Here is a 19,832-nt window from a genome sequence, read left to right on the forward strand (position 1 = left end):
GCGCCTTGGACCTGCTGACCCTCTCGCTGCTGCTGCTCTTCCTGCTCTGCCTGCTGCTGGGCGCCGGGCTGTGGATCGCCCTCGCCCTGACCGGGGTGGGCTGGGTCGCGACCGCCCTGGTCCATCCGCAGCCCGGCACCTTCCTCGCCGCCGCGATGTGGGAGAGCACCGGCTCCTGGACGCTCGCCGCTCTGCCGATGTTCGTCTGGATGGGCGAGATCCTGTTCCGCACGAAGTTGAGCGAGGAGCTGTTCAACGGCCTCTCGCCCTGGGTGCGGCGCATCCCCGGCCGGCTGCTGCACGTCAACATCCTGGCCTGCGGCATCTTCGGCAGCGTCTCCGGCTCCTCCGCCGCGACCTGCGCCACCGTCTCCAAGATCGCGCTGCCGGAGCTGAGGCGGCGCGGCTATGACGAGGACACGGCGATCGGCAGCCTCGCCACCTCCGGCACGCTGGGCATCCTGATCCCGCCCTCGATCATCATGGTCGTCTACGCCGTGGCGGCGGAGGTCTCGATCGTGCGCGTCTTCCTCGCCGGCATGATCCCCGGTGCCATCGTGATGGGGCTGTTCAGCGCCTACATCATCGTCTGGGCGCTGCTGAATCCGGCCAAGCAGCCGCCGCCGGAGCCGCGCATGGGGCTGGGCGAGAAGCTGCGCGCCTCCGCCCAGCTCATCCCCTGCGCGCTGCTGATCGTCGCCGTGATCGGCACCATGTTCGTCGGCTGGGCGACGGCGACGGAGGCCGCGGCCTTCGGCGTGCTGGGCAGCCTGGTCCTGGCGGCGGTGACGGGGATGTTGAGCTGGCGCTCCTTCCTCGACAGCCTGGCCGGCGCGACGCGGCTCTCCTGCATGATCATGTTCATCCTGGCCGGCGCTGCCTTCCTCACCAAGGCCATGGCGCTGACGGGCATCCCGGCCGCGCTGGCCCAGGCGGTGGCGGCGCTCGACCTCGGCCCCTACGGCATCATCGCCCTGCTGACGGTGGTCTACGTGGTCCTGGGCACGGCGCTGGACGGCGTGTCGATGATCGTGCTCACCACCTCGATCGTCGTGCCGATGGTCCAGCATGCCGGCTTCGACTTGGTCTGGTTCGGCATCTTCATCGTGCTGCTGGTCGAGATCGCCGAAATCACGCCGCCGGTCGGCTTCAACCTGTTCGTCATGCAGACCATGACGGGGCGGGAGCAGACGGACGTCGCCTGGGCCTCGCTGCCCTTCTTCCTGATGCTGGTGCTGACGGTGGCGATCTGCACCGTCTTCCCCGTGCTCGTCACCTGGCTGCCGGACGTGCTGCTGTCGCGCTGAATCGCGGGGGTGAAACGGGGCGGCGAAAACGGGGCGGCGAAAAAGGAAACGCCGCCCCCGGCTGCTGCCGGGGACGGCGTCCCGCATCGCCGGTTCCGGGCCGGCCGGGGCCGGCCCGTCCGGTGTCAGTTCACCGGGCGGAGCGTGCCGTCCGGGCCGCGCTCGAAGACGCCGCCGCCGCCCATGAAGGCGGAGTTCATGCTGCCCGTATGGGCGGGCATGCTGCCGTAGGTCGGCGCGGGGGCGGCCGGGGCCGCTGCGGGCGCCGGCTCCGGCGCGACGCCGCGGCGGCGGGAGCGCGGCACGAACTGGCCCGTGCCGGGGCCGCCGGTGGCGGAGACGCTGTTGCCGTCATTGACCTGCGGGCCGCCGCTGCCGAAGCCGCCCGCGCCGCGGTTCACCCGGACGCGCGGGTTGCCGCTGGCCGAGGCGCTGCGGCTCTGGTCCATCGGGCTGGCGCCCGGCGTGTTCTGCGTCGTCGGCACCGTGCCGAGCCCACGACCCGTGCTCCGCGCCGAGGCGCTGTTGCTCTGGTCCATCGGGCTGGCGCCGACGCCGGGCAGCGCCGTCGGCACGCGCGTGTCCGCGCCCGGCGGCTGGATCGGCGGAGTCGGCTGCTGCGCCGCCGCGCCCCAGCTGGCGAGAGCCAGAACCAGGGCCGCCGCTGTGGCGCTGCCGTAGGTGGTACGCTTACTCATCGTGGTCTCTCCCAAAAACAGGACGGCCTTATTGCCGGGACAGTATGATCCGGCTTCCTGCAACTGCAAGGCGGCGGATCATGACCGTCACGCCCCTGCTGCGCTGCATGTCCCCGGATGGTCGGGCTTCCGGACGGTTCCATGGCCCGGATGTCGCTGCGGCAAATCGATTCGCCGTCTCTGGACTATGATCCTGGCGATACCGCCCGTGTTGCCACAAGGGGCAGCATGGAGGCTGGTGCTGCATTGCGGTGCCGCACGGCAAAGCCGGGCCCGGAGAGGCCCGTCTTCGCCGAGCGTGCCCCCGTCCGTCAGTTGACTGGCTGGAGGCGGCCATCCGGGCCGCGCTGGAACACGCCGCCGCCGCCCATGTACACGCCATCGGCACTGGCCGTGGCGCGCGTTCCGCGACGCTGGCTGCGCGTCGCGACCGGACCGGTGCCCGGCCCGCCCGCGGCCGAGACGCTGTTGCTGCTGTTGATCGCCGGCCCGCCATGGACCGGCACGTTCCGGTTGACCCGCACCCGCGGCGTGGCGCGTGCCGAGGCGCTGTTGCTCTGGTCGGTGGGCGAGGCGCCCATGCCAGGGCGGGAGGTCCGGGTGGCGCCCATGCCGCCGCCGGTGGTGCGGGCGGAGGCGCTGTTGCTCTGATCGGCGGGCGAGGCGCCCATGCCGGGCATGGTGGTGGAGACATGGCTGTCCCGGCCGGTCGGCTGCATCGTCTGCGCTTCGGCGGACACAGCCCAGCTGCCGAGCGCGAGGGCCAGGGCAGCGGCGGTGGCGGTGCGGAACATCGGGACTCCTGCTGTTGCCGCCGCTGCCGGGGGTGGCGGGCGGCTGCGACGGCAACGTGGCGCCGCGCGCGAGGTTGCCGCCCTGCCCGGCCTCCAGCCCTGGACGCCGGCCCTGGACGCCGGGATGCTGGCGCGATGCGGTGCAGTGTGGCCGCATGGGCCGGCGAATCGGTCAAAGTGACGAGGAGAACCACCATGCAGCCCCCCATTTCCCTGCGGGAGCCCGCCTGGCTCCGGGAGTTCAAGGCGTTCATCACCCGCGGCAACGTCCTCGATCTCGCCGTCGGCGTGGTGATCGGCGCGGCCTTCACCACCATCGTCGGCAGCCTCGTCGAGGACATCATCAACCCGGTCATCGGCCTGCTGGTCGGCGGAATCGACTTCTCCAACCTGTTCATCGTCCTGCGCGGCGAGCGCGCCCCGTCCCTGCAGGCCACGCGCGACAGCGGCGCCGCGGTGATCGCCATCGGCCAGTTCATCAACGCGGTGATCAAGTTCCTGATCGTCGCCATGGCGATCTTCTGGCTGCTGAAGGTCCTGGCCCGCGCCGGGCTGACCAAGGCCAAGGAGGAGCCGAAGGGGCCGCCCGAGCCGACCCTGACGGAGACGCTGCTGATGGAGATCCGCGACGAGCTGAAGGGCCGTCCGCCCGTGGCCGCCGTCCTGCCGCCGCCGGGGCCGGCGAACCCTAACCCGATCGCCTGATCGACCGCCCTGCGCGCACCGCATCCTCCCCGAAGCGGGCGCGCAGGGCCTCCATCGCCTGCCAGCGCGCCGCCCGCTTCGGCGCGTCCGGATCGGCGAGGTCGCCGCGATCGGCCTCCGCCGCATCCACCACCGGCTGCGCGCCGATGCCGATCAGGCGGAAGGCCGTCCCGTCCGCCTCCCGCGCCAGCAGCGGCCGGGCGGCGGCGAAGAGCGTCTCCGGCACCAGCGAGGGCGAGGCGAGGCGCGCGTTGCGCGTGCGCAGCGCGAAGTTCGCCGTCTTCAGCTTCAGCACCACCCCGCCCGCGGCCAGCCGCTTCTCCGCCAGGCGGCGGGCGACCTTCTCGCACAGCCGCCACAGCGCCGGCTCCAGCGAATCGGCGCGCACGAGGTCCGTCTCGAAGGTGGTCTCGGCGCTGACCGACTTGGTGTCGCGCCCCGGCTGCACGGGCCGCGAATCCTCGCCCCGGGCGCGGGCGACCAGGGCTGGCCCGTCCTCGCCCAGCCGCCGCAGTGCCTCGCGCGGGGAGAGCGCCTGCAACTGCCCCAGCGTGGCGAAGCCGGCGGCGGACAGCCGGCGCGCCAGCGCCGGCCCGACGCCGGGCAGCAGCGTCACCGGCTCCCCCGCCAGCAGCGCCGGCGCCTCCGCCGCTCCGATCACGGCGAAGCCGCGCGGCTTGTCGCGCTCCACCGCGATCTTGGCGAGCAGCCGGTTGGCGGCGAGGCCGACGGAGACCGTCACCCCCACCTCCCGCTCCACCGCCAGGGCGAAGCGCGCCAGGGTGGCGGCGGCGGGGGCGCGGTGCAGGGCCTCCGTGCCGCGCAGGTCCAGCACCGCCTCGTCGATGGAGAGCGGCTGGACCAGGGGCGTGAGGGATTCCATCAGCCCGCGCACCTGGCGGGAGGCGGCGACGTACTTCGCGAAATCCGGCTTCACCACCACCGCGTCGGGACAGGCGGCCAGCGCCTTGAACATCGGCATGGCGGAGCGCACGCCGCGGGTGCGCGCGACGTAGCAGGCGGCGGAGACGACGCCGCGCTTCCCGCCGCCGACGATCACCGGCCGCGCCCGTAGCTCCGGCCGGTCGCGCTTCTCGACGCTGGCGAAGAAGGCGTCGCAGTCGATATGCGCGACGGTGAGGTCGAACAGCTCCGGATGCGCGACCAGCCGCCGCCCGCCGCAGCCGGCGCAGCGCAGGGCGGCGCCCTCCGTCCGGGCCAGGCAGTCGCGGCAGAGCGCGGGCATCGCCGCGTCATAGGCCGGCGGCCCGGAGTCCCGCCAGCATCCTGGCGCGTGGCCGGCCGCGCCGATGCGCCGCCCCGGCGGCGTCCCCGGTCCCGCGCCCGGGCAGCACGGGGCGGGAGCCGGGCGGGGTCAGCCGTGGTCCCAGAGCCGGGCGGCGCCGAAGACGCCGGAGCTGTCGCCGTGCCGCGCCCGGCGCAGGTTCACCGCCTTGGCATCGCCGAAGATCCAGGGCGCCATCAGCCTGGGCACCTGCTCGTAGAGGCGGGGCAGGTTGGACACGCCGCCGCCCAGCACGATCACGTCCGGGTCCAGCACGTTCACCAGGCTCGCCAGGGCGCGGGCCAGCCGGTCGGCATGGCGTTCCAGCCCGGCGCGGGCGGCGGCGTCGCCGGTGGCGGCGCGGTCCTCCAGCCGGGAGGCGTCCCGGTGGCCCGGCCCGTCCGTGTCGCAGGCGAGGCCGGGGCCGGAGAGGTAGGTCTCCAGGCAGTTGGGCCGGCCGCACCAGCAGGTGGTGCCCGGCAGCTCCTCCGGCCGCATCCAGGGCAGGGGGGTATGGCCCCATTCGCCCGCCACGCGGTTCAGCCCGTCCAGCGGCCGGCCGTGCACGATGATGCCGCCGCCGCAGCCGGTGCCCAGGATGACCGCGAAGACCACCGGGAAGCCCGCGCCGGCGCCATCCGCCGCCTCGCTCATCGCCAGGCAGTTGGCGTCGTTCATCACCCGCACCTCCCGCCCCAGCGCGGCCGCCAGGTCGCGGTCCAGCGCCTGCCCGTTCAGGGCCTGGGTGTTGGCGTTGCGGACCAGCCCGGTGGCGGGGCTGATGCTGCCGGGGATGCCGACGCCGACCGTGCCCCGCGCGCCCAGCTCCCGCTCCGCCTCCTCCACCAGCGCCGCCATGGCGTCGACGATGCCGGCATAGGGGCCGGGGGTGGGCCGGCGGCGGCGCAGCACGACCTTCCCCGCCCCGTCCAGGGCGACGATCTCCGTCTTGGTGCCGCCCAGATCGATGCCCAGCCGGATCCGCATGCCGCGCCCCCTCCCATCCGCGGCCAGATGTGCCCGATCGGCCCATGGCGGGAAAGGACCGGCGCCGGGCGGGGCGTGGCCGGCGCTGGACAGCGCCCCGGCCGGGTGATGGACTCGCGCGGGAGGCCATGGAGAGGCGCGCGGGATGAGCGAGACGGTGCTCGACGTACAGGGCCTGACCTGCCCGCTGCCGGTGCTCAAGGCCAACAAGGCGCTGCGCGGCCTGCCGCCCGGGGCGCGCCTGACGGTGCTCGCCACCGACCCCGCCAGCGTGAAGGACTTCCAGGCCTATGCGCGGGAGACGGGCCATGCGCTGGTCGGCTTCAGCGAGGGCCAGGGCCTCTACCGCTTCACCCTGCGCAAGCGGGAGGACGCGCCCTCGGCCGAGGCGGCGGCCGCGCCGAAACCCGCGCCATGAGCCTGCTCCTCCTCACCCATCGCGCCTGCCTGTCGCACGACATGGGGCCGGACCACCCCGAATGCCCGGAGCGCCTGCGGGCGGTGATGCAGGCGCTGGAGGCGCAGGCCTTCTCGACCCTGGTGCGGGAGGAGGCGCCGCTGGCGACGGTGGAGCAGCTCTGCCGCGTCCATCCGGCCGCCCATGTGGAGGCGGTGCTCGCCATCCGCCCCACAGGGGAGGAACGCGTGCCGCTGGACGGCGACACGCTGATGAGCGCGGGCAGCGCCGAGGCGGCGTTGCGCGCCGCCGGGGCCGGCATCGCCGCGGTGGACGCGGTGCTGCGCGGCGAGTTCCGCCGGGCCTTCTGTGCCGTCCGCCCGCCCGGCCACCATGCCGAGCCGGACCGTGCCATGGGCTTCTGCCTGTTCTCCAACATCGCCGTCGCCGCCCGCCATGCCCAGGCCGCGCACGGCGTCGCGCGCGTCGCGGTGGTGGATTTCGACGTCCACCACGGCAACGGCACCCAGGCGGCGTTCTGGGATGCGCCGGACCTGTTCTTCGCCTCCTCGCACCAGATGCCGCTCTACCCCGGCACCGGCTCGGCCCGGGAGCGCGGGGTGGCGGGCAACATCGTCAACGCCCCGCTGGTGCCCGGCACCAAGGGCGAGGAGTTCCGCGCCGTCTGGCGCGACATCGTGCTGCCGGCGCTGGAGGCCTTCGCCCCCGGGCTGATCCTGGTCTCGGCCGGCTTCGACGCCCATGCCCGCGACCCCCTCGCCCAGCTCCGCCTCCAGGAAGCGGATTTCGACTGGGTGACGCGCGCCATCTGCAACGTGGCGCAGCGGGTCTGCGGCGGCCGCGTCGTCTCGATGCTGGAGGGGGGCTACGACGTCCAGGCCCTGGCCCGCTCCACCGCCGTCCATGTCCGCGCCCTGATGGAGGCGTGAGGCGGCGCGGCCCTCGATTCCGGCCCCTGCGCACGGCCCGCACGATGGCGTGAGGCGGCCGCCCGGCCCGGCCCGCCGCCGGAGGGGCGCCGGTAGGCTGCTACCCCGCCTCTGGACCGGCACGCCGTCGCCTGTATGGTCCGGGGCATGCCGGATGAGCAGAGCATGACGACCGACGCCCCGCCCGTGGAGAGCCTGAGCTTCGAGGAGGCGCTGCGCGAGCTGGAGGGCATCGTGCGCGGGCTGGAACGGGGCGAGGCCCCGCTGGAGGAGGCGATCGGCGCCTATACCCGCGGCACCGCGCTGCGCGCCCATTGCGAGCGCAAGCTGAGCGAGGCGGAGCAGCGGGTGCAGGCCATCGTCCCCGGCGCCGCCGGCCCCGCCCTGCGCGAGATGGACGAGTGAGCGACGCGGAGACAGGCCCGGGGGGCACGGACCGGACGGGCACGGACCGGACGGGCACGGACCGGACGGGCATGGACCGGACGGGCATGAGCGAGGCCCTGGCGGCCGCCCTGGCCGAGGCGCAGGCGGAGATCGAGGAGGCGCTGGACACCCTGCTGCCGCCCGCGGAGGGGCCGGAGGCGCCGCTGCTGGCGGCCATGCGCCATGCCGCCATGGGCGGGGGCAAGCGGCTGCGCGGCTTCCTGGTGCTGGAAGGCGCGCGGCAGTTCCGGGTCGCCCGCGCCTCCGCCCTGCGGGTCGCCGCGGCGATCGAGATGCTGCACGCCTATTCCCTGGTGCATGACGACCTGCCGGCGATGGACGACGACGACCTGCGCCGCGGCCGGCCGACGGTGCACAAGCAGTGGGACGAGGCGACCGCGATCCTGGCCGGCGATGCCCTGCAGACCCAGGCCTTCGCCGTGCTGGCGGCGCCGGACACGCATTCCGACCCGGCGGTGCGGGCCGAGCTCTGCCTGCGCCTGGCCCAGGCGGCCGGGGCGCGCGGCATGTGCGGCGGGCAGATGCTGGACATGCTGGCCGAGGCGGCGACGGAGCCGCTGGGCGAAGCCGCCGTGGCCCGGCTGCAACTGCTGAAGACCGGCAAGCTGATCGAGTTCTCGGCCGAGGCCGGGGCCATCCTGGGCAAGGCGCCGCATCCGCAGCGGGTGGCGCTGGCCGCCTATGGCCACGACATCGGCGCCGCCTTCCAGATCGCCGACGACCTGCTGGACGCCACGGCGACGGAGGCGGAGGCGGGCAAGCGCACCGGCAAGGATGCCGGGGCGGGCAAGGCGACGCTGGTCGGGCTGCTGGGCGCCGGGCGTGCCGCCGCCCAGGCGGAGCGGCTGGTGGAGCAGGCCAAGGCGCATCTCGACGGGATGGGCGGGGAGGCCGGGCTGCTGCGCGCCCTGGCGGATTTCGTGATCGCGAGGCGCGCCTGAGCCGAGGCCGGAAGGCGGTGGCGCCCGGAGCGGGGGCCCGCCCCGTGGAGGGTCCGCCGCGGCCTGGTCCCGCCCCGTCGGACCGGCGCCGCATCGCCGGGCCAGGAAGCAGAGGCCGGGGTGCTGCCCCCGGTCCGGTCGGAGAATGATCTGATGCCACGACCCCGCACCCCGCTGCTCGACCGTGTCCGGGTGCCTTCCGACCTGCGCAACTTCTCGGGCGAGCAGCTGCGGCAGGTCGCCGACGAGCTGCGGGCGGAGACGATCGACGCGGTCAGCACCACGGGTGGGCATCTGGGCGCCAGCCTCGGCGTGGTGGAGCTGACGGTGGCCCTCCACGCCGTCTTCGACACGCCGCGCGACCGGCTGATCTGGGATGTCGGGCACCAGGCCTATCCGCACAAGATCCTCACCGGCCGGCGCGACCGCATCCGCACCCTGCGCCAGCCGGGCGGGCTGTCCGGCTTCACCCGACGGTCGGAGAGCGAGTACGACCCCTTCGGCGCGGCGCATTCCTCGACCTCCATCTCGGCCGGGCTGGGCATGGCGGTGGCGCGCGACCTGAAGGGCGACGACCGCCAGGTGATCGCCGTCATCGGCGACGGCGCGATGAGCGCCGGCATGGCCTATGAGGCGATGAACAACGCGGGCGCGATGAAGTCCCGCCTGATCGTCGTGCTGAACGACAACGACATGTCGATCGCCCCGCCCGTGGGCGCGCTCTCCGCCTATCTCTCGCGCACCATCTCCTCGCGCCCCTTCCTCTCCGTGCGCGAGGTGATGGCGCGGGTCGCCAAGCGCTTCCCCGCGCCGCTGGCCAAGGCGGCGGAGCGCGCGGACGAGTATGCCCGCGGCATGCTGACCGGCGGCACGCTGTTCGAGGAGCTGGGCTTCTACTACGTCGGCCCCATCGACGGGCACGACCTCGACCACCTGCTACCCGTGCTGCGCAACCTGCGCGATGCGGAGGAGGCGCATCCCGTCCTGCTCCACGTCGTGACGCAGAAGGGCAAGGGCTACGCGCCCGCCGAGGCCTCGGCCGACAAGTACCACGGCGTGCAGAAGTTCAACGTCGTCACGGGCGAGCAGCAGAAGGCCCCGCCCGGCCCGCCCGCCTATACCAAGGTCTTCGCGAACGCCCTGATCGCCGAGGCGGAGCACGACCCGCGCATCGTGGCCGTCACCGCCGCCATGCCCTCCGGCACGGGGCTCGATGCCTTCGGCAAGCGCTTCCCCGACCGCACCTTCGACGTGGGCATCGCCGAGCAGCACGCCGTCACCTTCGCCGCCGGCATGGCGACGGAAGGGATGCGGCCCTTCTGCGCGATCTACTCGACCTTCCTCCAGCGCGCCTACGACCAGGTGATGCACGACGTGGCGCTGCAGAACCTGCCCGTCCGCTTCGCGCTCGACCGCGCCGGTCTGGTGGGCGCCGATGGCGCGACGCATGCGGGCGCCTACGACATCGCCTATCTCGGCTGCCTGCCGAACATGGTGCTGATGGCGCCGGCCGACGAGGTGGAGCTGGTCCACATGACCGCCACCGCCGCCGCCCACGATGCCGGCCCCATCGCCTTCCGCTACCCGCGCGGCGAGGGCACCGGCCTCGCCCTGCCGGCGCGGGGCGAGGTGCTGCCGATCGGCAAGGGCCGCATCCTGCGCGAGGGGACGGCGGTGGCCATCCTCTCCTATGGCACCCGGCTCGCCGAGGCCCTGCTGGCCGCCGAGGAGCTGGCGACGCAGGGCCTGTCCTGCACCGTGGCCGATGCCCGATTCGCCAAGCCGCTCGATACCGCGTTGGTGGAGCAGCTCGCGCGGCACCACGCCGTGCTGCTGACCGTGGAGGAAGGGGCGACCGGCGGCTTCGGCAGCATGGTGGCGCACCACCTCGCCTGGGCCGGGCTGCTGGACAGCGGGCTGCGCTTCCGGCCGATGACGCTGCCGGACCGCTACATCGACCACAACGCCCCGAAGCGGCAGTACGAGGAGGCGGGGCTGAGCGCCGCCCAGATCGCCCAGGCGGCGCGCGATGCGCTGGGCCGGGACAGCGGGGCGCGGCCCGCCCGCGCGTGAGCGGCCGGCCGGCACCGGGGATCGCCCCCCGCGCCGGGCGGCCGGCGCTATGCTGCGATCCGACATGCTGCGATCCGACCCGAGGGAGGATGCCGTGCCGCAATCCCTAGCCGGCCCGGCCGCGGCCGCCGCCCCGAAGCCCGCGAAGCAGCGGGCCGACCAGATGCTGGTGGATCGCGGCCTGGCGGAGAGCCGCACCCGCGCGCAGGCGCTGATCCTGGCGGGCAAGGTCTTCTCGGGCGAGGCGCGGGTGGACAAGCCCGGCCAGGTGCTGAAGCCGGACACGCCGCTGGAGGTGCGCGGCCAGGACCATCCCTGGGTCTCGCGCGGCGGCATCAAGCTGGCCCACGCCCTGGCGCATTTCGGGCTGGACCCGAAGGCGCGCGTGGCGGTCGATGTCGGCGCCTCGACCGGCGGCTTCACCGACGTGCTGCTGCAATCCGGCGCGGCGAAGGTCTACGCCGTGGATGTCGGCCACGGGCAGCTCGCCTGGAGCCTGCGCCAGGACCCGCGCGTGGTCGTGCTGGAACGCACCAACGCCCGCTGGCTGGACGCGACGCAGGTGCCGGAGCCGGTGGGCGCCGTCGTCTGCGACGCCTCCTTCATCGGCCTGCGCACCGTCCTCCCGGCGGCGCTGGCGCTGGCGGAGCCGGGCGCCTGGGCGGCCGCCCTGATCAAGCCGCAGTTCGAGGCAGGGCCGGGGCAGGTGGGGAAGGGGGGCGTGGTGCGCGACCCGAACGTCCATCGCGCGGTCTGCGAGACGATCCGGCGCTGGTGGTCGGCGCTGCCGGGCTGGACGGTGCTGGGGGTGACGGAAAGCCCGATCACCGGGCCGGAGGGGAACCGCGAGTTCCTGATCGCCGCCATGCGCGGCTGAGCCGCCGCCCGGCGCAGGGGCGGCGGGCGGTCAGGCGGAGGGCGGCAGCGCGACCGTAGCCGGCAACGCGGGGATCTCCGGCGGCACGCAGGGCGACACCTCGTCCAGGAGGGTCCAGACGCGGTCCGGGTCCATCCGCGTCTCCGGGTCGTTCAGGAGGCGTTCGAGTTCCAGAAGGCGCTGCTCCAGCTCCGTCTCGGTCATCGGGGGAGGAACCTCCTCGCCAATTTTGCTGCTATGCAGCATATGGTACTGTGTCCCGTATTGCCAAGGATTTCGAAAGTCATCGCACCGTAACGCCGGGGTACCGTGCCGGTTGGGCGCCCGCCTACACGGAGGAGGCGATGGCGGGCAGCAGCGCCGGCAGCCTCGCCTGGGGGTGGGACGGGTTGCGGAAGCGCAGCTCGCCATCCGGCGCGGCGTCCGGCACGGGCAGGTCCAGCATCTCCGCCCGCGAGGCGCAGGAGACGGCGACCAGCGGGCGCGCCTCCGGCCGTGTCAGGAAGCGGCGCACCGCGCCCTCCAGCTCCAGCCGCTCGCGCAGGCCCCGCCACTCGCCGCGCTCCAGGTCGTCCAGGAAGATGGCCAGCAGCGCCGGCCGCGTCCCGCTGAGGCGGCCGGCGGCCGCGGCGGCCAGGCGGCGGCAGACCGCGGCGGAGATGTCGTTCTCCCGCCCCGAGCGCGCGGCGATGACGAAGACGCTGCCGCCGGAAGGATCGCCCGCCACGGCCAGATGCGCCTCCGGCCCGAACTGCGCGCGCAGGCTGCCCGGCAACGCGGCCTGGGCGCCGGCCACCAACAGCGGGTCGAGCTTCAGGATCGCCGCCTGATCGGCATCCTGCCGGCGCTGCGCGGCCAGGAGGGCCATGATCCGCCGGTGCAGTTCCGCGACCTGCTGCGCCTCGCGCAGCCCCTCGGGCAGCGTCACCTTCAGCACGTAGCGGCCGGGATGGGCGGACAGCCAGGTGTGCAGGTCGGGGTTCACCCGGTCCACCAGCGCGCACCAGTCGGTGCGCGGCATGTGCCGGCCATCCTCGGCCGAGACGGTCTCGCAGGCGATCTCCAGCGCCTCGCCCTCCCGGGTGCAGAGCAGGTCGTAGGACGCGCCGTCGATCAGCCCGGCATGATGCACCGTGAAGCCGCGGGCGCGTTGCAGCGCGGCGACGCGCAGCAGGTGGAGCAGCGGCATGAGGCAGGCCGGGCCCGTCAGCCCGGCGGCGAGGCGCTCCCGCAGCCGCTCGCCGGCGGGGCGGGGCAGCGCGCGGGCCAGGGTCACCGCCTCCTGCGCCAGGGCGACGAAGCGCCGCTCGGCCGCGGTGGCGCCGGCCAGGGCACCGGGGGTGCCGAGGCGCGCCAGGGCCAGCTCGGCCATGTGGCGCTGCTGCGCGGCACGGGCGCCGAGGGTGCGGGGGGTGATGGCCTGGCCGAGGTCGCGCAGGCGCCGGTTCCAGAGCGGCCGGCCGACGAGGTCGAGGAAGTCGCGTACCGCCGCCGCATCCACCCCTGGCTCGGCGACGGGCATCCGTGGACCTCTCGACGGTATGTTACGCTTCTTGTCCTAATTCCGAGCGTCAGGCTCGGTCAACGCAACGTTGTCGTGAGCGCCGCCATCAGTTCCGCGGCAGGCGGGCGCGGTCCGGGGCGTGCGGGTTCTGCGCGCGGTGGCGCAGCAGGTGGTCGGCCAGGACGCAGGCCAGCATCGCCTCGCCCACCGGCACGGCGCGCAGCCCGACGCAGGGGTCGTGCCGGCCCTTGGTCACCAGCTCCACCTCCTGCCCGTGCCGGTCCACGGCGCGGCGGGGCGAGAGGATGGAGGAGGTGGGCTTCACCACGAAGCGCGCCACCACCGGCTGGCCGGTGGAGATGCCGCCCAGGATGCCGCCCGCGTGGTTGGACAGGAAGCGCACCGTGCCGTCCGGCTCCATGCGCATCTCGTCCGCGTTCTCCTCGCCCGACAGGGCGGCGGCGGCGAAGCCCTCGCCGATCTCCACCGCCTTGACGGCGTTGACGGACATCAGCGCGCCCGCGATGTCCGCATCGAGCTTGCCGTAGATCGGCGCGCCGAGGCCGGGGGGGACGCCGTCCGCCACCACCTCCAGCACCGCGCCGATGCTGCTGCCGGCCTTGCGGATGGCCATGAGGCGGTCCGTCCAGCGCGCGACGCTGGTCGGGTCGGGGCAGAACAGGTCGTTGCGCCCGACCTCCTCCCAGTCCCAGGCGGCGCGGTCGATGCCGTCGGCGCCCAGCGAGACCATGGCGCCGCGGATGGTCACGCCCTCGCCAAGTACCTTGCGCGCCACCGCCCCGGCGGCGACGCGCATCGCCGTCTCCCGCGCCGAGGAGCGGCCGCCGCCGCGATAGTCCCGCACCCCGTATTTCAGGTGATAGGCGAGGTCGGCATGGCCGGGGCGGAAGCGCTCGGCGATCTCGCCGTAGTCGCGCGAGCGCTGGTCCTGGTTGGCGATCTCCAGCGCGATCGGGGTGCCCGTGGTCAGCCCCTCGAACACGCCGGAGAGGATGCGGACCTCGTCCGGCTCCTGGCGCTGGGTCACCAGCTTCGACTGGCCGGGGCGACGGCGGTCCAGCCAGGGCTGGATGTCCGCCTCGGACAGCGCGATGCCGGGGGGGCAGCCGTCCACGACGCAGCCGATGGCCGGGCCGTGGCTCTCGCCCCAGGTTGTGACGCGGAAGAGGTGGCCGAAGCTGTTGTGGGACATGAGGGGTCCGCGCGCCGGGCGGCGCGGCTCAGTGCTTCTCGACGGTGATGTCGGGCGCGTCGGGATGCTTCATGCCGACGACGTGGTAGCCGCAATCGACGTGGTGGACCTCGCCGGTCACGCCGCCCGACAGGTCGGAGAGCATGTACAGCCCGGCGCCGCCCACCTCGTCCAGCCCGACGTTGCGCCGCATCGGCGCGTTGTACTGGTTCCACTTCAGGATGTAGCGGAAGTCGCCGATGCCGCTGGCGGCGAGCGTCTTGATCGGCCCGGCGCTGATCGCGTTCACCCGCACGCCATCCGTGCCCAGGTCGGCCGCCATGTATCGCACGGAGGCCTCCAGCGCCGCCTTGGCCACGCCCATGACGTTGTAGTGCGGCATCACCCGCTCCGCGCCCAGATAGGTCAGGGTCAGCAGCGAGCCGCCCTTGTCCATCAGCGCCGCCGCCCGCCGCCCCACCGCGACGAAGGAGTAGCAGGAGATGTCGAGCGCCTGCAGGAAGGCCTCGCGCGGGGTGTCGAGGTACCGCCCGCGGAGGAAGTTCTTGTCGGCGAAGCCGATGGCATGGACCAGGAAGTCCAGCCGCCCCCAGCGCTCGCGCACCGCCTCGAAGGCCGCGTCCATCGAGGCGTCGTCGGCCACGTCGCAGGGCATCACCATGTCGCTGCCGACGCTGGCGGCGAGCGGGCGGACGCGCTTCTCCAGCGCCTCGCCCTGGTAGGTGAAGGCCAGCTCCGCCCCCTGGGCGGCGACGGCGCGGGCGATGGCCCAGGCGATGGAGCGGTCGTTCGCCACGCCCATGACCAGGCCGCGCTTGCCGGCCATCAGGGTGCCGGTGGCGGGTTCGTTCTCGGTGCGGGCATGGCTGTCGGGCATGGCGTGGAACCCCCTTCGGGGTCTCCCGTTGCACCCTTCCCCCCGGGGTCTCCCTGGGGGAACGGCGGATACGTTGCGGCGGCGGGGCAGGGGTGGCACATGCCTTCCGCCCCGGCAAGAGGGAGGCACCCCTGGATACCACCGACGCTCCCGGCCACCCGAAGGCGATTCCCGACCCCGCCGACGCCGGCCCCGGCCTGGACGGGCGGGAGGAGCCGATCCGGCTCTTCGAGGCCTGGATGGCCGAGGCCGCGGTCAGCGAGCCCAGCGATCCCAATGCCATGTGCCTGGCCACCGCGACGCCGGAGGGCCGCCCGGCCGCCCGCATCGTGCTGCTGAAGGGGCTGGATGCGCGCGGCTTCGTCTTCCACTCGCACTATGACGGGCGGAAGGGGACGGAGCTGACCGCCAACCCCTTCGCCGCGCTCTGCTTCCACTGGAAGACCCTGGGCCGCCAGGTGCGGGTCGAAGGCCGGGTGGAGCATGAGGGGGCGGCGGAATCCGACGCCTACTTCGCCACCCGCCCGCGCCTGTCGCGCCTCGGCGCCTGGGCCTCGCAACAGTCGCGGCCCCTGCCGGAGCGGGCCGCGCTGGTCCGCCGGCTGGAGGAGGCCCAGGCCCGCTTCCCCGGCGAGGCGATCCCCCGCCCGCCCCACTGGGGGGGCTTCCGCCTGCTGCCGGACCGCATCGAGTTCTGGCAGAACATGCCCTTCCGCCTGCACGACCGGCTGGTCTACCGGCGGCCCGCGCCGGGCGAGGCCGCCGGGCCGCACGGCTGGGCCATCCAGCGCCTCTATCCTTGACGGCGGGCCCTGCGGGGGGCGCCTCGGCCGCCGCCTTCCCCGGCATCCCCGCCGGCCAGCGGGAGGCCGCGGCGCTCTGCGCCCGGCTGACCGGGGCGGCGCAGCCGGTGGAGACGCATAACTCCGCCGTCTTCGTCGGGCCGGACCGCGTGCTGAAGCTGAAGAAGGCGGTCGATCTCGGCTTCCTGGACTTCACCACCCTGGCGGCGCGCGAGCGCTTCTGCCGCCGCGAGCTGGAGATCAACACCCCCGCCGCGCCGGAGGTCTACCGCACCGTCCATGCCGTCACCCGCGGCGCCGACGGCACGCTCGCCCTCGATGGCGCCGGCGAGCCGGTGGACTGGGTGCTGGAGATGGCCCCCCTGCCGCAGGACGGCTTCCTCGGCGGCGTGCTGGCCGGCGGCGGCGGCGGCCCGGCGCTGCTCGACGCGCTGGGCGACATGGTGGCGGCGCTGCACGCGGCCCAGCCGGTGGCATCGGGCGTGGACGTGCCGGCCTCCCTGCACGGGCGGGTGGAGGGCGACCTGCGCTCCGCCCTCTCGGCCGGCCTGCCGGAGTCGCGGATGCGCGCGCTGGCGGCGGCGCAGCACGGCTGGATCGACGCGCATGCGCCCTGGCTCGCGGCGCGCGGCGCGGCGGACTTCGTGCGCCGTTGCCATGGCGACCTGCATCCGGGGAACATCGTGCTGTGGCGCGGCGCGCCGCTCGCCTTCGACGCGTTGGAGTTCGACGAGTCGATGGCGACCATCGACACCGGCTACGACCTCGCCTTCCTGCTGATGGAGCTGGACCGGGGCCCCGGCCGCGCCGCGGCGAACCGCGTGCTGGGACGCACCGTCGCGCGCAACGGCGATGCCGCGCTGGTCGGCGGGCTGCCGCTGTGGCTCTCGCTGCGCGCGCTGGTGCGGGCGCATATCCGCGCCCGCACCGGGCAGGACGGGCTGCCCTGGCTCGATGCCTCGGAAGGCTATCTCCGCCCGGTGCGACCGCGCCTCGTCGCCGTGGGCGGGTTGCAGGGCACCGGCAAGACCTGGCTCGCCCGCGCCCTGGCGCCGGGGATCGGCGCCGCCCCGGGCGCGCTGCACCTGCGCAGCGACGAGATCCGCAAGCGCCTCGCCGGCGTCGCGCCGGAAACCCGCCTGCCGCCCGAGGCCTACACGCCGGAGGCCGGCGCGGCGGTGCAGGCGGAACTGCTGCGGCTGGCGCGCGAGTCGCTGGCGCTGGGGCATTCCGTGATGGCCGACGCCACCTTCCGCGAACCGGCGGCGCGGGCGGCGCTCGCCGCGCTGGCGCGCGACTCCGGCGTGCCCTTCCAGGGGATCTGGCTGCAGGCCCCGGCGGAGGTGCTGCGCGCGCGGCTGGCGGAGCGCCGCGGCGATGCCTCGGACGCCGATGCCGCGGTCATGGAGCAGGCGGCTCAGCGCGATCCGGGGCCGGTGGACTGGGCATGCCTGGACGCCTCGGCTGATCCGCGTCCCGCCGCGCTTGCGCTCCTGGCCGCACCTGTGTGCTAGTCTCCTGCCATCGTCGGGCACAAGGAGCCGACCATGGCCTATCGCCGTATCCTGTTGCCGCTCACCGGCACCTCCGCCGGGGAAGCGGCCCTCGCCACCGCGCTGATGATCGCGCGCATCTGGCACAGCCACGTCCACTGCCTGCACGTCCGGGTCGATGCGCGCGATGTCGCGCCGCTGGCGGGCGAGGGCCTGTCGGGCGCGATGATCGAGGAGATGATGGCGGCGACGGAGCGCGAGAGCGGCGACCGCGCCGCCCGCGTCCGCGCGCTGTTCGACCGCTTCGTCGACGGCAAGGACGTGGTCATCGCCGACAACGCCGAGACCGCGAACAAGTCCGAGGCGCAGGCCACCATGTCCTTCGAGAGCGTGGCGGGCCGCGAGGAGGATCTCGTCGCCCAGCGCTCGCGGCTCTACGACATGGCCGTGGTGCCGCACCCCGAGGCGGGCGAGGACGTGTCCAGCAGCGACGCGCTGCACGCGGTGCTGTTCGACAGCGGCCGCCCGGTGCTGATCGCGCCGCGCGAGGCGCCGAAGACCATCGGCATCCGTGTCTGCTGCGCCTGGAACGGCTCGGCCGAGAGCGCCGCCGCCATTGCCGCGGCGCTGCCCTGGCTGCACCATGCCGAGGCGGTGCAGGTGCTGTATTCCGGCGACTACCAGCGGCGCGGCCCGGCCTTCAACGGCATCCTCGCCTATCTGCGCTGGCACAACATCACGGCCGAGGCGCGCGAGTTCAAGCCGGTGACGAAGGAGGTGGGCGCCGGCCTGCTGGGCGGCGCGCGCGACTTCGGCGCCGACCTGCTCTGCATGGGCGCCTACAGCCACTCCCGCCTGCGCCAGCTGATCCTGGGCGGCGTGACGCGGCACGTGCTGGAGAACGCGGAGCTGCCGGTGCTGATGTGCCGCTGAGGGCGTCTCCGGGGGCCTGAACCGGCCCCCGGGGCCCAGGGACGCCGCGGCTGCAGGACGGGCCGCGGCCGCCTACCCCGCCCGCGTCACGCCTGCTTGCCGCGCAGCGGCGGGGCGACGACGTCCTTCGGGATCGGGCAGGCATAGGCCCGCCCGCCCGTGCGATGCTTCAGCTCCGCCTTGGCGCGCTCCAGCAGCTCCGACTCGCGGAAGGCGTCCAGCGCCGTGGCGGCCATCGCCTTGGCCGCCTGGACCATGCCCTTGTGGGCGGCCGGGCTCTTGCCCTGCGCCACCGCCTGCCAGGTGTGGAAGGGCGTGCCGATCGCCCAGGTCGCCCCCCAGCACTGCACCACCGGCACGATCTGGCTGACATCGCCGACATCGGTGGAGCCGCTGCCGGGCAGGGTGGTGCCGTCGAAGGGCAGCACGCCCTCGTGCAGCGGCTGCGCCCCCACCTCCGGCGCGGCGCCGACGGTGGCGGTGCTGCTGGCGATGTCCTCCTCGCTCAGCGTCGCGCGGATGGCTTCGGCGAAGGCGCGGTCGGCGGCGTCGAAGGCGGGGGCGCCGAGGTGCTGGAGGTTCTGGTGCATGCGCATCTCCAGCACCGTGTTGGGCACGGTCTCGGAGCAGGCCTTGTCCACCTCCATCTCCCAGCGCGTGCCGGTCATGATGGCCGCGCCCTCGGCGCAGGCCTTCACCCGCTCGAACAGCGCCTGGGCCTGGGCCACCTTCGGGCCGCGGATCAGGTAGAGCACCTCCGCTTCCGCCTGCACCACGTTGGGCGAGTTCCCGCCGCTGTTGGTGATGGCGTAGTGGACGCGGCAATCCAGCGGCATGTGCTCGCGCAGGTAGTTGACGCCGACGTTCATCAGCTCGACTGCGTCCAGCGCGGACCGCCCCAGCCAGGGCGAGCCGGCGGCGTGCGAGGCGCGGCCGCGGAAGCGGAAATAGACCTGGAAATTGGCCATCGACGCGCTGGACATCACGCTGCTGACCACGCCGGGGTGCCAGCAGATCGCGGCGTCGAGGTCGTCGAACACCCCCTCCCGCGCCATGAAGGTCTTGCCCGAGCCGCCCTCCTCGCCGGGGCAGCCGTAGTAGCGCACCGTGCCCTTCGCCCCGCTGGCGCGCAGGGCGTCGCGCGCGGCGACGGCGGCCAGCATCGCGCCCGCGCCCAGCAGGTTGTGGCCGCAGCCATGGCCGGTGGCGCCCGGGGTGGCGGTGCGCGGCTCGGCCACGCCCGCCTCCTGGCTCAGCCCGGCCAGCGCGTCGAACTCGCCCAGGAAGCCGATCACCGGCCCGCCCTCGCCGCTCTCCGCCACGAAGGCGGTGGGGATGCCGGCGACGTCGCGCGTCACCCGGAAGCCGGCGGCCTCCATCTGCGCGATCTGCTCCTCGACGGATTCGTGCTCCAGGAAGCGCAGCTCGGCATGGCCCCAGATACGGTCGCTCATCGCGACGTAGTCGGGGCTCAGCGCCTCCACCTCCGCCGAGAGGCGGTCGAGTTCGAGCGGGTCGTTGCGGGTGATGCTGTCCATGATCCCTTTC

Annotated in this window: 20 protein-coding genes; 11 read left to right on the plus strand and 9 right to left on the minus strand. The window is 74.2% G+C overall.

Annotated features, from left to right (window positions below):
- Nucleotides 1-5: 5 nt before the first annotated feature.
- Nucleotides 6-1,307, plus strand: a complete 1,302-nt coding sequence (locus tag LPC08_RS04245) for a TRAP transporter large permease (RefSeq protein WP_230451496.1) — start codon at nt 6-8, stop codon at nt 1,305-1,307.
- Between the two features lie 125 nt (nt 1,308-1,432).
- Here LPC08_RS04245 and LPC08_RS04250 read toward each other — a convergent pair whose 3' ends face one another.
- Nucleotides 1,433-2,005 (minus strand): hypothetical protein, encoded by a 573-nt coding sequence (locus LPC08_RS04250; protein WP_230451497.1) that lies wholly within the window; start codon nt 2,003-2,005, stop codon nt 1,433-1,435.
- A gap of 311 nt (nt 2,006-2,316) precedes the next feature.
- A complete protein-coding gene (locus LPC08_RS04255) occupies nt 2,317-2,799 on the minus strand; it encodes a hypothetical protein (RefSeq protein ID WP_230451498.1) in 483 nt (160 codons plus the stop codon).
- A gap of 195 nt (nt 2,800-2,994) precedes the next feature.
- Between LPC08_RS04255 and mscL the strand changes: the two genes are divergently transcribed.
- On the plus strand, nt 2,995-3,504 hold the full coding sequence (gene mscL / locus LPC08_RS04260) for a large conductance mechanosensitive channel protein MscL (RefSeq protein WP_230451499.1): 510 nt from the start codon (nt 2,995-2,997) through the stop codon (nt 3,502-3,504).
- On the opposite strand, the gene LPC08_RS04265 is transcribed toward mscL, so the two are convergent.
- Both LPC08_RS04265 and LPC08_RS04270 read right to left on the minus strand, forming a co-directional pair.
- Complete coding sequence (locus tag LPC08_RS04265; protein ID WP_230451500.1) at nt 3,488-4,750, minus strand: DNA polymerase IV; 1,263 nt, start codon at nt 4,748-4,750, stop codon at nt 3,488-3,490. The two genes, mscL and LPC08_RS04265, sit on opposite strands and share 17 nt — an antisense overlap.
- 129 nt (nt 4,751-4,879) lie before the next feature.
- On the minus strand, nt 4,880-5,776 hold the full coding sequence (locus tag LPC08_RS04270) for an ROK family protein (RefSeq protein ID WP_230451501.1): 897 nt from the start codon (nt 5,774-5,776) through the stop codon (nt 4,880-4,882).
- A 145-nt stretch (nt 5,777-5,921) separates the two neighbouring features.
- On the opposite strand from LPC08_RS04270, the gene LPC08_RS04275 reads away from it, so the two are divergent.
- The 6 genes from LPC08_RS04275 (at nt 5,922) to LPC08_RS04300 (ending at nt 11,461) form a co-directional block, all read left to right on the plus strand.
- Entirely contained in the window at nt 5,922-6,194 is a 273-nt protein-coding gene (locus LPC08_RS04275; protein WP_230451502.1) for a sulfurtransferase TusA family protein, read from the plus strand.
- Nucleotides 6,191-7,123 (plus strand): histone deacetylase family protein, encoded by a 933-nt coding sequence (locus LPC08_RS04280; protein ID WP_230451503.1) that lies wholly within the window; start codon nt 6,191-6,193, stop codon nt 7,121-7,123. Before LPC08_RS04275 ends, LPC08_RS04280 begins: the two co-directional genes overlap by 4 nt.
- Before the next feature lie 165 nt (nt 7,124-7,288).
- Nucleotides 7,289-7,528: an exodeoxyribonuclease VII small subunit gene (locus LPC08_RS04285; RefSeq protein ID WP_230451504.1), complete on the plus strand. Its 240-nt coding sequence runs from the start codon at nt 7,289-7,291 to the stop codon at nt 7,526-7,528.
- A 71-nt stretch (nt 7,529-7,599) separates the two neighbouring features.
- Nucleotides 7,600-8,511 (plus strand): polyprenyl synthetase family protein, encoded by a 912-nt coding sequence (locus LPC08_RS04290; RefSeq protein WP_441295828.1) that lies wholly within the window; start codon nt 7,600-7,602, stop codon nt 8,509-8,511.
- A 153-nt stretch (nt 8,512-8,664) separates the two neighbouring features.
- Nucleotides 8,665-10,584, plus strand: a complete 1,920-nt coding sequence (gene dxs / locus LPC08_RS04295; protein ID WP_230451506.1) for a 1-deoxy-D-xylulose-5-phosphate synthase — start codon at nt 8,665-8,667, stop codon at nt 10,582-10,584.
- Nucleotides 10,585-10,648: 64 nt separating this feature from the next.
- Nucleotides 10,649-11,461 carry a TlyA family RNA methyltransferase gene (locus tag LPC08_RS04300; protein ID WP_441295829.1) on the plus strand — a complete coding sequence of 271 codons (813 nt, stop codon included), beginning with the start codon at nt 10,649-10,651 and terminating at the stop codon, nt 11,459-11,461.
- Between the two features lie 30 nt (nt 11,462-11,491).
- Here LPC08_RS04300 and LPC08_RS04305 read toward each other — a convergent pair whose 3' ends face one another.
- The 4 genes from LPC08_RS04305 to fabI form a co-directional block, all read right to left on the minus strand.
- Nucleotides 11,492-11,665, minus strand: a complete 174-nt coding sequence (locus LPC08_RS04305) for a peptide chain release factor 1 (protein WP_230451507.1) — start codon at nt 11,663-11,665, stop codon at nt 11,492-11,494.
- A gap of 124 nt (nt 11,666-11,789) precedes the next feature.
- Nucleotides 11,790-12,983, minus strand: a complete 1,194-nt coding sequence (locus LPC08_RS04310; RefSeq protein WP_230451508.1) for a hypothetical protein — start codon at nt 12,981-12,983, stop codon at nt 11,790-11,792.
- Nucleotides 12,984-13,071: 88 nt separating this feature from the next.
- Nucleotides 13,072-14,178 (minus strand): chorismate synthase, encoded by a 1,107-nt coding sequence (gene aroC / locus LPC08_RS04315; RefSeq protein WP_230451509.1) that lies wholly within the window; start codon nt 14,176-14,178, stop codon nt 13,072-13,074.
- Between the two features lie 28 nt (nt 14,179-14,206).
- Entirely contained in the window at nt 14,207-15,055 is an 849-nt protein-coding gene (fabI, locus tag LPC08_RS04320) for an enoyl-ACP reductase FabI (RefSeq protein ID WP_230451510.1), read from the minus strand.
- A gap of 239 nt (nt 15,056-15,294) precedes the next feature.
- On the opposite strand from fabI, the gene pdxH reads away from it, so the two are divergent.
- From pdxH to LPC08_RS04335, 3 genes are read left to right on the plus strand one after another with little or no spacing between them, the layout of a single operon-like run.
- Nucleotides 15,295-15,858 carry a pyridoxamine 5'-phosphate oxidase gene (gene pdxH, locus LPC08_RS04325; RefSeq protein ID WP_230452980.1) on the plus strand — a complete coding sequence of 188 codons (564 nt, stop codon included), beginning with the start codon at nt 15,295-15,297 and terminating at the stop codon, nt 15,856-15,858.
- On the plus strand, nt 15,855-17,372 hold the full coding sequence (locus LPC08_RS04330; protein WP_230451511.1) for a bifunctional aminoglycoside phosphotransferase/ATP-binding protein: 1,518 nt from the start codon (nt 15,855-15,857) through the stop codon (nt 17,370-17,372). The genes pdxH and LPC08_RS04330 overlap by 4 nt, the downstream gene beginning before the upstream one ends.
- A 33-nt stretch (nt 17,373-17,405) precedes the next feature.
- Nucleotides 17,406-18,284 (plus strand): universal stress protein, encoded by an 879-nt coding sequence (locus LPC08_RS04335; RefSeq protein WP_230451512.1) that lies wholly within the window; start codon nt 17,406-17,408, stop codon nt 18,282-18,284.
- Between the two features lie 86 nt (nt 18,285-18,370).
- Here LPC08_RS04335 and LPC08_RS04340 read toward each other — a convergent pair whose 3' ends face one another.
- Nucleotides 18,371-19,822, minus strand: coding sequence for an amidohydrolase (locus tag LPC08_RS04340; protein ID WP_230451513.1), 1,452 nt, complete (start codon nt 19,820-19,822; stop codon nt 18,371-18,373).
- Between the last annotated feature and the right edge of the window lie 10 nt (nt 19,823-19,832).

The organism is Roseomonas sp. OT10 (assembly GCF_020991085.1).
Taxonomy (GTDB): domain Bacteria; phylum Pseudomonadota; class Alphaproteobacteria; order Acetobacterales; family Acetobacteraceae; genus Roseomonas; species Roseomonas cutis.